This is a genomic window from Pseudomonas sp. P1_A1 (assembly GCF_056406935.1).
Window position 1 is genome coordinate 14037 of record NZ_JBFTZE010000012.1, and the last position, 14990, is coordinate 29026.

At 60.4% G+C, this 14990-nt stretch carries 13 protein-coding genes; 1 reads left to right on the forward strand and 12 read right to left on the reverse strand.

Features of this window, described 5'->3' with window-relative positions; translation table 11 throughout:
- Positions 1 to 22 precede the first annotated feature (22 nt).
- From trpC to AC1D2Q_RS18575, 3 genes are read right to left on the reverse strand one after another with little or no spacing between them, the layout of a single operon-like run.
- Entirely contained in the window at positions 23 to 859 is an 837-nt protein-coding gene (trpC, locus tag AC1D2Q_RS18565; protein ID WP_019650350.1) for an indole-3-glycerol phosphate synthase TrpC, read from the reverse strand.
- Complete coding sequence (gene trpD / locus AC1D2Q_RS18570) at positions 856 to 1905, reverse strand: anthranilate phosphoribosyltransferase (RefSeq protein WP_477814126.1); 1050 nt, start codon at positions 1903 to 1905, stop codon at positions 856 to 858. Before trpD ends, trpC begins: the two co-directional genes overlap by 4 nt.
- Positions 1906 to 1914: 9 nt before the next feature.
- Positions 1915 to 2508 (reverse strand): aminodeoxychorismate/anthranilate synthase component II, encoded by a 594-nt coding sequence (locus AC1D2Q_RS18575; RefSeq protein WP_019650349.1) that lies wholly within the window; start codon positions 2506 to 2508, stop codon positions 1915 to 1917.
- A 415-nt stretch (positions 2509 to 2923) separates the two neighbouring features.
- On the opposite strand from AC1D2Q_RS18575, the gene estP reads away from it, so the two are divergent.
- Entirely contained in the window at positions 2924 to 4834 is a 1911-nt protein-coding gene (gene estP, locus AC1D2Q_RS18580) for an esterase EstP (protein ID WP_477814127.1), read from the forward strand.
- 166 nt (positions 4835 to 5000) lie between these two features.
- Here estP and trpE read toward each other — a convergent pair whose 3' ends face one another.
- From trpE to AC1D2Q_RS18625, 9 genes are all read right to left on the reverse strand, one after another.
- Positions 5001 to 6482 (reverse strand): anthranilate synthase component I, encoded by a 1482-nt coding sequence (trpE, locus tag AC1D2Q_RS18585; RefSeq protein ID WP_477814128.1) that lies wholly within the window; start codon positions 6480 to 6482, stop codon positions 5001 to 5003.
- 70 nt (positions 6483 to 6552) lie between these two features.
- Positions 6553 to 7371, reverse strand: a complete 819-nt coding sequence (locus tag AC1D2Q_RS18590) for a phosphoglycolate phosphatase (protein WP_477814129.1) — start codon at positions 7369 to 7371, stop codon at positions 6553 to 6555.
- Positions 7368 to 8042 carry a ribulose-phosphate 3-epimerase gene (gene rpe, locus AC1D2Q_RS18595; protein WP_007941649.1) on the reverse strand — a complete coding sequence of 225 codons (675 nt, stop codon included), beginning with the start codon at positions 8040 to 8042 and terminating at the stop codon, positions 7368 to 7370. The genes AC1D2Q_RS18590 and rpe overlap by 4 nt, the downstream gene beginning before the upstream one ends.
- 46 nt (positions 8043 to 8088) lie before the next feature.
- Positions 8089 to 9282 carry an iron-containing alcohol dehydrogenase gene (locus AC1D2Q_RS18600; protein ID WP_477814130.1) on the reverse strand — a complete coding sequence of 398 codons (1194 nt, stop codon included), beginning with the start codon at positions 9280 to 9282 and terminating at the stop codon, positions 8089 to 8091.
- A gap of 203 nt (positions 9283 to 9485) precedes the next feature.
- A complete protein-coding gene (locus tag AC1D2Q_RS18605; protein WP_253418073.1) occupies positions 9486 to 10310 on the reverse strand; it encodes an ABC transporter permease in 825 nt (274 codons plus the stop codon).
- A gap of 12 nt (positions 10311 to 10322) precedes the next feature.
- Entirely contained in the window at positions 10323 to 11570 is a 1248-nt protein-coding gene (locus tag AC1D2Q_RS18610; RefSeq protein ID WP_477814131.1) for an ABC transporter permease, read from the reverse strand.
- A gap of 198 nt (positions 11571 to 11768) precedes the next feature.
- Entirely contained in the window at positions 11769 to 12812 is a 1044-nt protein-coding gene (locus tag AC1D2Q_RS18615) for an ABC transporter substrate-binding protein (protein ID WP_477814132.1), read from the reverse strand.
- 50 nt (positions 12813 to 12862) lie between these two features.
- On the reverse strand, positions 12863 to 13987 hold the full coding sequence (locus tag AC1D2Q_RS18620) for an ABC transporter ATP-binding protein (protein WP_007936603.1): 1125 nt from the start codon (positions 13985 to 13987) through the stop codon (positions 12863 to 12865).
- Positions 13988 to 14341: 354 nt separating this feature from the next.
- Positions 14342 to 14971, reverse strand: coding sequence for a response regulator (locus tag AC1D2Q_RS18625; RefSeq protein WP_007936601.1), 630 nt, complete (start codon positions 14969 to 14971; stop codon positions 14342 to 14344).
- Positions 14972 to 14990 lie beyond the last annotated feature (19 nt).

Consider the following 14990-nt stretch of genomic DNA (forward strand, 5'->3'; position numbering starts at 1 on the left):
CGGGTTGCCTGCGAAAATGTGTTCAGTCGAGCGTAGAGCCGCTCACCGGAACACCGCGCTCAGGAAAGAACAGGCGCTGCAGTTCAGTACCCGGGCTTTCGGCGCGCATGAACGCTTCGCCGACCAGGAACGCATACACGTCGCTGATTTCCATCAGCTCGACATCGGCGCGGTTAAGAATGCCACTCTCGGTGACTACCAGACGATTGCGCGGAATACGCGGCAACAGGTCGAGGGTGGTTTCCAGGCTGACCTCGAAGGTGTGCAGGTTGCGGTTGTTCACGCCCACCAGCGGCGTGTCGAGGGTTTTCAAGGCCCGCTCCAGCTCGTCGCCATCGTGGACTTCCACCAGCACATCGAGGCCGACACTTTTGGCCACGGCCGCCAGCTCGGCCATTTTCACGTCATCCAGTGCGGAGACGATCAACAGCACGCAATCAGCGCCCAGGGCGCGGGACTCGATGATCTGGTACGGATCGATCATGAAGTCTTTACGGATCACCGGCAGCTTGCACGCCCCCCGGGCTTGTTGCAGATACGCATCCGCCCCCTGGAAATAGTCGATGTCGGTGAGCACCGACAGGCAGGTAGCCCCGCCCTTCTCGTAACTCCTGGCAATGTCCGCAGGCACGAAGTTCTCGCGAATCACGCCCTTGCTTGGCGAAGCTTTCTTGATTTCCGCAATCACCGCCGGTTGTTTTTTCTTGGCCTGATCGATCAATGCCTTGGCAAAACCACGGGGTGCATCGGCCGCCTTGGCCAGGTTTTCCAGCTCTGCCAGGCTCACACGAGCGCTACGCTCGGCGACTTCCTGGACTTTGCGGGCCAGAATTTTTTCCAGAACCGTCGGTACACTCATCCCTCATTCTCCACTTTGAATACCGCGGTAAATGCACCCAATTCCTCAAGTTTTTCCCGAGCGAGGCCTGTGTGCAGCGCATCGTGCGCCAGGGCAACGCCTTCTTTCAAACTGCTGGCATGGTCGGCTGCGTACAGCGCGGCACCGGCATTGAGCACGATCATCTCGGCGGCTTTCTGACCGTTCTCGGTCTTGCGCTTGCCCAAGGCATCGCGAATCAGTTCCAGGGAAGCCACCGGGCTTTCCACCGACAGACCGTGCAGGCTCTGGCTCTTCATACCGAGGTCTTCGGGCTCGACCCAATACTCGGTGATCTGGTCATTCTTCAACTCCGCGACAAAGGTCGGGGCCGCCAGGCTGAATTCGTCCAGGCCATCCTTCGAGTGCACCACCAGCACGTGTTTGCTGCCCAGGCGTTGCAAGACTTCGGCCAACGGCCGGCACAACGCCTGACTGAACACACCTACCACCTGGTGTTTCACACCGGCCGGATTCGTAAGCGGGCCGAGCATGTTGAACAAGGTGCGCAAGCCCAGCTCGCGGCGCGGGCCGGCGGCGTGCTTCATGGCACTGTGATGGGTCTGGGCAAACATGAAACCGATGCCGACGTTGTCGATGCAGCGTGCCACCTGAACCGGGGTCAGGTTCAGGTAGATACCCGCTGCTTCCAGCAGGTCGGCGCTGCCGCTTTTACCCGACACCGCACGGTTACCGTGCTTGGCCACGGTGCACCCGGCCGCCGCGACCACAAACGAAGAAGCGGTCGAAACGTTGAAAATGTTCGCACCGTCGCCGCCGGTGCCGACCACATCGACCACGCCGTCGAGGGTGTTTAGTTCGACTTTGTCCGCCAACTCGCGCATCGCCGTCACGGCGCCGACGATCTCGTCGATGCTTTCGCTCTTCATGCGCATGGCCATCATGAACGCGCCGATCTGCGCATCCGTGCATTGCCCGGTCATGATTTCGCGCATGACATCACGCATTTCATCGGTACTGAGGTCGAGGTGGCCGACGATACGGCTCAGGGCTGTCTTGATATCCATGGAAAGTCCTTAGCGCGTGCCGCCGGTTTGTTTGAGGAAGTTGGCGAACAACTCGTGTCCCTGTTCGGTGAGGATAGACTCGGGGTGAAATTGCACCCCCTCGATGTTCAGCGTCTTGTGACGCAGGCCCATGATCTCGTCCACCGAGCCGTCTTCGAGCTGGGTCCAGGCAGTCAGTTCCAGGCAATCGGGCAGGGTTTCGCGCTTGACGATCAGCGAATGGTAGCGGGTGACCGTCAACGGGCGATTCAGACCTTCGAATACGCCCTTGTCCTCATGAAAAACCGGGCTGGTCTTTCCGTGCATGACCTGACGGGCACGGACCACATCGCCACCAAACGCCTGGCCGATGGATTGGTGACCCAGGCAAACGCCGAGAATCGGCAACTTGCCGGCGAAGTGTTTGATCGCTTCGATGGAAATACCGGCTTCGGTCGGGGTGCAAGGACCGGGAGACACGACGATGCGCTCAGGCTTGAGGGCTTCGATTTCGGCAATGGTGAGTTCATCGTTGCGCACGACTTTGACCTCGGAGCCCAGCTCGCCGAGGTATTGCACAACGTTGTAAGTAAAAGAGTCGTAGTTATCGATCATCAGCAACATGGCGTTAAGAACCTCTTGAATTCACTGACTTTTAATACGGCCTTCGAATGATTTACCCGCAGTGCGCTGCGCTTTGACAGGTGCTGGAGTGGCGCCAGCAAAGCGGCATTTCATACAGGTAAAGAAGGCAAAGCGGTACAGGTCCGGCCAGGCCGGCAGAAAAGATTCAGGCGCGCCAACGCCAACGGGCGTGTGCCTTGATGACTTGATCCAGGAGTTTGCTGACGATCAACACGGGGAAGGTCTCATTCATACGTTTGGGCACAGTAACTTAGCTGGGCAGAGCGCGCAATATGGCCCGGAGCAACGGCTTGCGAAACTATCGAAGGCTTCGCGATGGATGGCAAAAGACCGGAGGTTTTTTTTGGTACTGTCGTTTCGTTAAGTACAACAATCAATAAAACGGACTTTGCTCATGATCAAACAGACATTGCTTGTACCGCTCGCCGGATGCCTGCTCACCATGGCCTGCGCCCAGGCGATCGCCGCGCCCAACCCTTATTCGAGTTTTATTGTTTTCGGCGACAGCCTCAGCGATGCCGGGGCCTTCACCGATACCGGCGGACCCGCCGGGGCGACCCAACGTTTCACCAATCGCACCGGCCCGGTCTATCTGGACGGCAGCGGTGAAGTGCGCTCGCTCAATGCCACGCAAATTCTCGGTGGGAGACTGGGGTTCTCACCGGACCAGACGGCGTCTTCTTCCTCGGCGGTACGTGCCAACGAAGGCTTGCCCGATGGCAACAACTGGGCGGTGGGCGGTTATCGCACCGACCAGATTCTCGACTCGATCACCGGCACCTCCGCGACCGGCGAACGCACACGCATAGGCTATCTGCCATCGAACAACTTCCGCGCCGACCCGAACGCACTGTATTACCTCTCGGGTGGTGGCAATGACTTCCTTCAGGGGCGAGTGACCAGCCTTCCCGAGGCCAGCGCCGCCGCCGATCGCCTGGCCAGTAGCGCGCAGACCCTGCAACAGGCCGGTGCCCGCTACATCATGGTTTGGCTGCTGCCGGACATCGGCTTTACCCCGGCTTTCAACGGCACACCATTGCAGGCCTTCACGTCCCAGCTCAGCTCTCAGTTCAACAACGAACTGGTCAGCCAACTGCAGAGCATTAACGCCAACATCATCCCGCTGAACATTCCGGCATTGCTCAAAGAGACGTTCGCCAACCCTGGCCAGTTCGGCCTCGCCACCGACCAGAACCTGAGCGCCACCTGCTTCAGCGGCGACAGTTGCACCGAGAACGCTCGATACGGCATCAACAGCGTCACCCCCGACCCAACCAAGCTGATCTATAACGACTCGGTCCACCCGACCGAAACCGGGCAGCGCTTGATTGCCGATTACGCCTACTCCCTGCTGGCCGCGCCATGGGAAGCAACCCTGCTGCCACAAATGGCCCAGGGCACTTTGCGTTCTCATCAGGATGAGCTGCGCAACCAATGGCTGGCCGATTGGGAAAACTGGCAAGGCGTGGGTCAATGGCGGGCGATTGTCGCCGGTGGTGGCCAGCATCAGGACTTCGACAGCCAGCGCAGCGGCGCCAGCGCTGACGGCAATGGTTACAACCTGAATATCGGTGGCAGCTATCGGCTCAATGACGCATGGCGCGTTGGCTTGGCGGCGGGCTTCTATAACCAGAAACTCGAAGCCGGCGATAACGATTCGGATTACAAACTCAACACCTACATGGGCACCGCTTTCGCCCAATACCAGCAGAATCGCTTTTGGGGTGACGCGGCACTGACGGCCGGGCATCTGGACTACGACAGTCTCAAACGCAAATTCCAGTTGGGGGTCAATGAACGCGGGGAGAAAGGCGACACCGACGGTTACCTGGTCGCCATCAGCGGCCGCCTGGGTTATGACATCGCGCCAGAGGCGAGCAGCCCGTGGCACTTGTCGCCATTCGTGAGCGCTGATTTCGCCAAGGTTGAAGTCGACGGTTACTCGGAAAACAGCGCCGACTCCACCGCGCTGACATTTGACGACCAGTCACGTATTTCCCGGCGTCTTGGCCTCGGGATCCAGGGCAAGTACCAGATCACCTCGCAAACCCAAGTGTTTGGCGAACTGGCCCACGAGCGCGAGTACAACGACGACACCCGGAATGTGACCATGAACCTCAACAGCCTGCCGAACAACCGCTACACCCTGGCCGGCTATACCCCGCAGACCAACCTGAACCGCTTGAACCTCGGCGTGAGCCACAACCTCACCAAGGACCTGGCATTGCGGGCCAGTTATGACATTCGCAAGGATGATGACTTCACCCAGCAGGGCATCAACGTTGGGGTGACGCTGGACTTCTAGGACGCATCGGTTTGCGTAGGAGCTGGCGCAGCCTGCGATCTTTTGGCGGCATTGGGGGCGACCGAGGTACAAGATCAAAAGATCGCAGCCTTCGGCAGCTCCTACGGGGGAAATGGCAGGCATAAAAAACGCGGAGCCCTCGCAGGCGCCGCGTTTTTTATGTGGATTAGTTGTCCGGGGTTTGCTCGGCCAGGGCCACGGCGCGGAACATCGCGCGACGCTTGTTCAGGGTTTCTTCCCATTCCAGCGCCGGCACCGAGTCGGCGACGATGCCACCACCGGCCTGTACGTGCAGTTCGCCGTTCTTGATCACCGCGGTGCGGATCGCAATTGCGGTGTCCATGTTGCCGTTCCAGGCGAAGTAACCGACTGCGCCGCCGTAGACGCCCCGCTTGACCGGTTCCAGCTCGTCGATGATTTCCATCGCGCGAATCTTCGGTGCGCCAGACAAGGTGCCGGCCGGCAGGATCGCCCGCAGTGCGTCCATCGCTGTCAGCCCGGCCTTCAATTGGCCGGTGACGTTGGACACGATGTGCATCACGTTGGAATAACGCTCGATGACCATCTTCTCGGTGAGTTTCACCGAACCGATTTCCGAAACCCGCCCGGTATCGTTGCGCCCCAGATCGATCAGCATCAAGTGCTCGGCGATTTCCTTGTCGTCCGACAGCAGGTCTTTTTCCAGGGCCAGGTCTGCCTCTTCGTTGGCCCCGCGTGGGCGAGTGCCGGCAATCGGGCGCACGGTGATCAGGTTGTCTTCGACCCGCACCAGCACTTCCGGCGAACTGCCGACGACGTGGAAGTCGCCGAAGTTGAAGAAATACATGTAAGGCGTCGGGTTGAAGCAGCGCAGCGCCCGGTACAGGTCGATAGGCGCAGCCTTGAAGTCGATCGACATGCGCTGGGACGGCACGACCTGCATGCAGTCACCGGCCAGGATGTATTCCTTGATGGTGTCGACGGCTTTTTCGTAATCGCCCTGGGTGAAACTCGAACGGAACACCGGATCGGCCGATTGCTGCTTGCTGAAGTCCAGGCCACGGCGCGGAGTGATTGGCTGACGGAGTTGTTCCAGCAGCGCTTGCAGACGCGCCTGACCTTGCTCGAAGGCATCTTCCTGCGACGGATCGGCCAGGACAATCGCATGCATCTTGCCGGCGAGGTTGTCGAACACCACCACCGCATCGGACACCATCAGCAGAATGTCCGGCACGCCCAGCGGATCCGGGTTCGGGCATTTGCCTAGACGCTTCTCCACATAACGCACGCAGTCGTAACCGAAGTAACCCACCAGACCGCCGTTGAAGCGCGGCAGACCGGCAATGGTCGGCACGTTATAGCGCGCCTTGAAGGCTTCGACGAAGGCCAGTGGGTCTTCAACGTCATGGCTTTCGATCTCGACGCCGTCGTGGGTCACGCTGACGTGGTGATCGTGAACCCGCAATACGGTGCGGCACGGCAGGCCGATGATCGAATAACGGCCCCACTTCTCGCCGCCCTGCACCGATTCCAGCAGATAGGAGTTCGGCTCGTCGGCCAGTTTCAGGTAGATCGACAGCGGCGTGTCGAAGTCGGCCAGGGTTTCGCAGGCAAGCGGGATGCGGTTGTAGCCGGCAGCGGCCAAACGCAGGAATTCTTCGCGGATCATGAGGTGCCTCGTGGCTTGAGGGTCTAACGGTCAGGTATGCAAACGCGCCGGTACGCCGGCCAGGAACAAGTCAGGCGCGCCAACGCCAGCGGGCCAGGGCCTTGATGACTTTCATCCAGAGTTTGCGAGTGACCACCACGATGGCGTTTCCAGCAGGGGGTTGAACAGCGTCGGGCAACGTTATCTCAGCGGCAGGATCCAGGCAACCGGGAATTAGTTTGCGCAGATCATCGATCACCAGCGCCGGCGACTCTTCGGCAATCGGCCGACCGTGGTTATAACCGTAACTGAGGGCCACGCATTTGACCCCCGCCGCTTTCGCCGCCAGCACATCGCTGCGCGAGTCGCCGACGAACAACGATTGCGACGCCGGAATGTTGGCCATTTTCATCACGAAAAACAGCGCGGCCGGGTCGGGTTTCTGTTGTGGCAGGGTGTCGCCGCCGATAATCCATTTGAAGTAACGGCCGATTTTCATCTGATCCAGCAGCGGCGCGACGAAGCGCTCCGGCTTGTTGGTGATCAGCGCCATCGCCACGCCCTGCTTGTTCAGCCATTTCAGGGTGTCGCGCACACCGGGATAGACCACGGTCTGCTCATGCCCCTCACCGTAGGCCTCCATGAAAATCTGCAGTGCACCTTCGGCTTCGCCATCATCGACCGACGAATGATCGATGCCGCCGGCCAGTGCACGGCGCACCAGTACCGGCGCGCCGTTGCCGACCCATTCACGCACCGGTTCGATGCCGACCGGGTCACGCCCGAGCTTGAGCAGCATGTTATCCACAGCCGCTGCGAGGTCAGGGACCGAATCGACCAGCGTGCCATCCAGATCGAACATCACCAGCCGCGGCAGACGCCCCGGGAACAGCTGCTCAAAACCGCTCATGGGCGAGCCAGCGCCAGTTCGGAGCGCATTTTTTCAATCACTTCCTGGTAGTTCGGCGCATTGAAGATCGCCGAACCGGCCACGAAGGTGTCGGCACCCGCAGCGGCGATTTCACGAATGTTGTTCACGTTCACCCCGCCGTCGATTTCCAGGCGAATGTCACGCCCGGAAGCATCGATCAGCGCCCGTGCCTCACGCAGCTTGTCGAGGGTGGCTGGAATGAACTTCTGCCCGCCGAAGCCCGGGTTGACGCTCATCAGCAGGATCATGTCGACCTTGTCCATCACGTACTTGAGCACGTCCAGCGGGGTCGCCGGGTTGAACACCAGGCCCGCCTTGCAGCCGCCTTCGCGGATCAGTTGCAGGGAACGGTCGACGTGCAGCGTGGCTTCCGGGTGGAAGGTGATGTAGGTCGCACCGGCTTCGATGAAGTCACCGACGATGCGGTCCACCGGGCTGACCATCAGGTGCGCGTCGATCGGCGCGGTCACGCCGTACTTGCGCAGCGCGGAGCACACCATCGGGCCGATGGTCAGGTTCGGCACGTAGTGGTTGTCCATGACATCGAAGTGCACGAAGTCGGCGCCGGCGGCCAGGACGTTGTCCACTTCCTCGCCCAGGCGGGCGAAGTCGGCGGAGAGAATCGACGGAGCAATAACGAAGGGCTGCATGACGCACCTTTTTTGAGCAGAATCACGATGGCGCGCATTGTATACCTCATGCTTTGACGCGCGCACCGTGCTGCGATGATTGGGGCAAGTCCTGATAGGCCGCTCGGTAGATCTTCTCGATATCGGTGGCGCTCAACTTGCGCGGATTATTGCGCATCAGGCGTTCGATGCCGGCGGCTTCCACGGCCATGGCCGGGATCGCCTCCTCGGGGACCCCGAAACTGCGCAGACCTCGCGGGATCTCCACGGCGGCGCACAGCTCAGTCATCGCCTCCACGGCTTTGTCCGCCGCTTCGCTGGCACTCAGATGAGCGGTCTTCACCCCCATGGCCTCGGCAATATCCTGCATGCGTTCCACGCAGGCCATCTTGTTCCAGGTCATGACATACGGCAGCAGCAAGGCATTGCTGACGCCATGGGCAATGTTGAAACGCCCACCCAGCGGATACGCCAACGCATGCACCGCACCGACCCCGGCATTGCCGAACGCCATGCCGGCCATCAGGCTGGCGGTGGCCATGTCTTCGCGGGCTTGCAGGTGGGCGGGATTGGCGTAAGCCTTGGGCAGTGCCTTGGTAATCAGCTTGATCGCGCCAATGGCCAAGGCATCGGTGATGGGCGAGGCGTTGAGCGACAGGTAGGACTCGATGGCGTGCACCAGCGCATCGACGCCACTGGCGGCGGTGACACTGCGCGGGCAGGTCAAGGTCATTTGCGGGCTGACCAGCGCCACGTCCGGCAACAGGTAATCGCTGATGATGCCCATCTTCAGCTGCGCGACCTTGTCGGAGAGGATGGCCACGTTGGTCACTTCCGAACCGGTGCCGGCGGTGGTCGGGATGGCGATCAGCGGCGGGCCTTTGCGCGGCACCTGATCGATGCCGAACAAATCCTCCAGCGCACCGTGGTAACCGGCATAGGCGGCAACACTCTTGGCGATATCGATGGCACTGCCGCCGCCGAGGCCGATCAGCCCGTCATGTCCACCCTCACGGTAAACCCGCATGCAATCTTCGACGATGGCGATTTCCGGGTCCGGCAACACCCGGTCGAAAATCTCGTAACTGCGCTCGCCCAGCTGCGCCAGCGCCAGCTCCACCGTGCCGGACTTGACCAGCGCGGCATCGGTGACGATCAGCGGGTTGTCGATGTCCAGACGTGTGAGCTCGGCCGCCAGTTGCTCGATGGCACCTGCGCCGGTGATCAGTTTGTGAGCGATTTTGAAAGAGGAAAGACTCATGTGCGCAACCTCTTATAGATAGGGGAGCTGGGCACAATAGTAGCTGGGGATTGGGGGTTGTCTGCTATTCAAACGGTGAATGAATGGAAATTCTGAAAACCACACAAGACAACTGTAGGAGCTGCCGAAGGCTGCGATCTTTTGATCTGTCAAAAACAAAGGCAAAAGATCGCAGCCTTCGGCAGCTCCTACAGGGGACCGCGTCAGGCTTGGGCGGTACGCAGTTTTTCGCTGCGCCCACGCAGCCATTCCAGGGTCAGCAACAGGATCACCGAGAATGCGATCAGCAGCGTCGCGGCAGCGGCGATTGTCGGGCTGAGGTTTTCGCGGATGCCGCTGAACATCTGCCGAGGCAAGGTCGCTTGCTCGGGACCGGCGAGGAACAGCGTCACCACCACTTCATCGAACGAGGTCGCGAAGGCAAACAGCGCACCGGAAATCACCCCCGGCGCAATCAACGGCAAGGTCACCCGGCGGAACGTCGTCAGCGGCGAAGCGCCCAGGCTGGCCGCGGCCCGCACCAGGTTCTGGTTGAACCCCTGCAAGGTCGCCGACACCGTGATGATCACGAACGGCACGCCCAACACGGCGTGCACCACGATCAACGAGGTATAGCTGTTACCGAACCCCAGTGGCGCGAAGGTCAGGTAACTGGCCACACCAATGATCACCACCGGCACCACCATCGGCGAAATCACCAGCGCCATCACCAGAGGCTTGCCCGGGAAGTCGCCCCGGGTCAGGCCGATCGCCGCCAGCGTACCGAAGATCATCGCCAGCACGGTCGCTGCCGGGGCCACGATCATGCTGTTCTTCAACGAACGCATCCATTCCGCCGAGGCAAAGAAATCCTGATACCAGTGCAGCGAGAAACCTTGCAGTGGGTAGACCAGAAAACTCCCCGAGTTGAATGACAGCGGGATGATCACCAGCACCGGCAGGATCAGGAACAACAAAATCAAGCCGCAGAGAATCCGCAAGCTGTAGAACCACACCCGTTCGATGGGCGACATGTAAGGACTCAGCATTTCACTCTCCCCTTAGCTCAGGCGCAGGCGACTGGCGCCCACCAGCCAGCTGTAAATCAGATAAAGCACCACGGTCGCCAGCAGCAACAGTCCACCGAGCGCGGTCGCCATACCCCAGTTGATGCTGGTGTTGGTGTAGAAGGCGACGAAGTAACTGACCATCTGATCGTTCGGGCTGCCCAGCAACGCCGGGGTGATGTAGTAGCCGATGGCGAGGATGAACACCAACAGGCAACCGGCGCCAACACCGGCATAGGTCTGCGGGAAGTACACCCGCCAGAAACTGGCGAACGGGTGGCAGCCCAGGGAAATCGCCGCACGCATGTAAGTCGGCGAGATACCTTTCATCACGCTGTAGATCGGCAGAATCATGAACGGCAGCAGGATGTGCACCATCGAGATGTAGACCCCGGTGCGGTTGAACACCAGCTCCAGCGGCTTATCGATGACGCCCATGGCCATCAGGCCGCTGTTGATCAAGCCGCCCGATTGCAGCAACACGATCCACGCCGCGACCCGCACCAGAATCGAGGTCCAGAACGGCAACAGCACCAGAATCATCAGCAGGTTGCTTTGCCGCGAGGGCAGGTTCGCCAGCAGGTAGGCCAACGGATAAGCCAGCACCAGGCAGATAACGGTGATAATCAGGCCCATCCAGAACGTACGGGCAAAGATGTCGAGGTAGATCGCCTGATCGGGAGTGGCCCGGGCCAGTTCACCGAGGTCGTCGATACGGTGGTCGACGGCGGCCAGCAGGTAATAAGGCGTCACACCACTGGTGTTGCGGCGCACCACCTGCCAATAGGCCGGATCGCCCCAGCGTTCGTCGAGTCCTTCCAGCGCTTCTTTATAAGAAGCAGGCTCCGTGGCGAACGGCAAGGCGCGCGCGGTTTTGGTCAGCAGGCTGCGGTAGCCGGCCAACTCCATGTTCAAGCGCTTGGACAAGTCGCCCAAGGTCTGATTCTTGCGGGCTTCGGCGAGGTCTTCGCTGGCGGCCTTGTACACAGGCTCTGCCGGCAGGCCTCGGCCATCCCAACTGGCGATGGCAGCCACGGTGCGCGGCATCACGCCGACTACTTCCGGGTTACCGACGCTTTTGTAGAGCAGCGCCACGATCGGCACCAGGAACACCAGCAACAGAAACAGCACCAACGGCGCGATCAAGGCTTGTGCTTTCCAGCGGTTGATTCGCTCGGCGTGCTTTAGCCGCTGCTTCAAGGTGGGGTCGGTGCCCGCGTTCACGGGAACGGCGATAGCCATGGCGTACTCCGGAAATCTTTGATCATTGCAAAGGTGGCAAACGCCGCCTCGAACTTTTGGTGCTGATCGTTCCCACGCTCTGCGTGGGAACGCATCCAGTGACGCTCCGCGTCACAGGGACGCGGTGCGTCCCGGGCGGCATTCCCACGCAGAGCGTGGGAACGATCATCCGGTGAACCGTCGTCCCGTGTGGCGTGGTTACTTCGCAGCCCAAGAATTGAAGCGCTGCTCCAGTTGCTCGCCGTTGTCAGCCCAGAAGCTGACGTCGATCTGCACCTGGTTGGCGATGTTTTCCGGGGTGGTCGGCATGTCTTTCAGGACATCCTTGGACAGCAATGGCACTGCCTGGGTGTTGGCCGGGCCGTAGGCGATGTTTTCCGAGTAGGTCTTCTGCTGTTGCGGCTGTACCGAGAAGGCGATGAACTTCTTCGCAGCTTCGGCACGGGTCTTGTCCAGACCTTTTGGAATGGCCCATGCGTCGAAGTCGTAGATGCCGCCGTTCCACACCACTTTCAGGTTGCTTTCTTTCTGTACCGCCGCGATCCGGCCGTTGTAGGCCGAGCTCATGACCACGTCACCGGAGGCGAGGTATTGCGGCGGTTGTGCGCCGGCTTCCCACCACTGGATGCTTGGCTTGAGTTCATCGAGCTTCTTGAACGCGCGGTCCTGGCCATCTTTGCCGGCCAGCACTTTGTAGACGTCTTTCGGCGCAACGCCGTCAGCCATCAGTGCGAATTCCAGGGTGTACTTGGCGCCTTTGCGCAGGCCGCGCTTGCCCGGGAATTTCTTGGTGTCCCAGAAATCAGCCCAACTGGTCGGAGCGGTTTTCAGCTTGTCGGCGTTGTAGGCCAGCACGGTCGACCACACGAAGAAGCCCACACCGCACGGCTGGATAGCGCCTTTAACGTAGTCTTCGGACTTGCCGAACAGCGCCGGGTCCAGTTGCTCGAACATGTCTTCGTCGCAACCACGGGACAGTTCCGGCGATTCAACTTCCACCAGGTCCCAGGACACGCTCTTGGTGTCGACCATGGCTTTGACCTTGGCCATTTCGCCGTTGTATTCGCCAGCGACGATTTTGCCGTGGCCCGCCGCTTCCCAGGGTGCGTAGAAGGCTTTGACCTGCGCCGCCTTGTTCGCCCCGCCAAAGGACACCACGGTCAGGTCCGGGCCCGCCGCCATTGCATGCGCCGCGCCCATCATGCCCACGACCAGGGCGGTGAATTTCAGGGATCTCAACATTTATTGTTCTCTCCACGTGCAGGGGTTGGTGTTGGTGAAGCAGGGGGCGATCAGTTCGCCTCTAGAAGTGGGTCGAGCGCGCGAACGTGTTCGACCTGCCAGCCAAGCGGTACCACGTCGCCGACAGCCAGCGCAGGATCGAGCTCGGCAATCGGTTGTTTCACGAAGAAGTCGGTCTTGCCGCAGACTTCCAGGCGAACCCGGACGTGGTCGCCCAGATAGATGAATTCCGCCACCCTTCCCGAGAAGCGGTTGACACAGGACTCGCTCGAACCATTGAGGCTCACGCGTTCCGGACGAATCGACAGTGTGACGGGCTCGCCGGTCTTGCCGACGTTGACCGCCAGGGCCTCAACCTTTTCACCGCGACCGAGCTCGACCACGCAGCGGTCACCGGTATGGCTGTGCAAGCGACCGTTGAGGCGGTTGTTCTCGCCAATGAAGTTGGCGACGAAGGTATTTTTCGGCTCTTCGTAGAGCGTGCGCGGTGGCGCGATCTGCTGGATCTCGCCCTGGTGGAACACGGCGACGCGGTCGGACATGGTCAGGGCTTCGCCCTGGTCGTGGGTCACGTAGACCACGGTCACGCCGAGGCGCTGGTGCAGGTGTTTGATTTCCATCTGCATGTGTTCGCGCAGTTGTTTGTCCAGTGCGCCGAGGGGTTCGTCCATCAGCACCAGTTGCGGTTCGAACACCAGGGCGCGAGCCAGGGCCACACGCTGCTGCTGACCGCCGGACAGTTGCGCCGGATAGCGCTGGGCGAAGGTATCGAGCTGAACCATGCTCAGCACACGTTTGACCCGGTCACTGACGTCGCTTTTGTTCAAGCCGCGCACGGTCAGCGGGAACGCCAGGTTCTCGGACACGGTCATGTGCGGAAACAACGCATAGTTCTGGAACACCATGCCGATGTCGCGCTTGTGCGGCGGCACGTTGTTGATGGAACGCCCGGCCAGTTGAATCTCCCCGGCGGTCGGCGTTTCGAAGCCAGCGAGCATCATCAGGCTGGTGGTTTTGCCGGAACCGGACGGCCCGAGCAAGGTCAGGAATTCGCCTTTGCGAATCTCCAGGTTGAGGTCTTTGACGATCAGGTTCTCGCCGTCGTAGCTCTTTTGCACTCCACGAAAGCTGACCAGAATATCGCTGGCCCCTGCGCTTGAATCAACCTGGCTCATACCCACACCTTTGTTATTGATGACTGCTGTGGATTAAGCCTAGTGGACGCTGGGAGCCGCGCAAATCGGGGCGCAGGAGAGAATCGCCTCAGCCGGATGGAAGGTTGGGGGTAGGGATTGCCCTACAAGGATGGCGGGGATGGATATGTCGAATCGTGATGGCGACGGGCGGTAAGCTGCAAGCCGCAAGAACCGGCAAAAGCAGTGTTGAAGGCATGTCGCAATTGGGTATGCCGATACGGTCCCTGTAGGAGCTGCCGCAGGCTGCGATCTTTTGGCGGCCTCAAGATAGCCGAAGATCAAGATCAAAAGATCGCAGCCTGCGGCAGCTCCTACGGGTGATCGCGTACTGTTTCAGAGGAGCTTGTGCTCCATTGCGTACTTCACCAGTTCAGCCAGGGAGGTGATGTTGAGTTTCTGCATCAGCCGCGCCTTGTGGGTACTGATGGTTTTGCTGCTCAAGGCCAGTTGCTGGGCTATGTCGTTGACGTTGGCGCCCTGGGCCAGGCGTTCGAATACCGAAAATTCACGCTCCGACAGCAGCGAGTGCAACGGCCGCGCATCGGTCAGGCCGACTTCGAAAACCATGCGGTCGGCCAAGTCCGGGTCGATGTAGCGCCCGCCTGCCGCGACCTTGCGAATCGCTGTCAGCAACAATGCCGGATCGCTGTCCTTGGTCGCGTAACCCGCAGCGCCGACCTTCAACGCCCGAGCGGCCATCTGCGCTTCGTCGTGCATCGACAGCACCAGGATCGCAGGCGGATTGTTCAAGGCGCGAATCCGTGGAATCGCTTCCAGGCCGTTGACCCCGGGCATGGATATGTCCAGCAACACCACTTCGCAGGGAACATGACGCAAGGTATCGAGCAACTGCTCGCCATTGCTCGCCTCCCCGACCACCAGCAGGTCCTTGGCCAGGCCGATCAATTGCTTGATGCCTTCGCGAACGATGGTGTGGTCTTCGGCTACCAGTACACGGATCACGTTCTTCTCCATTCTTTTT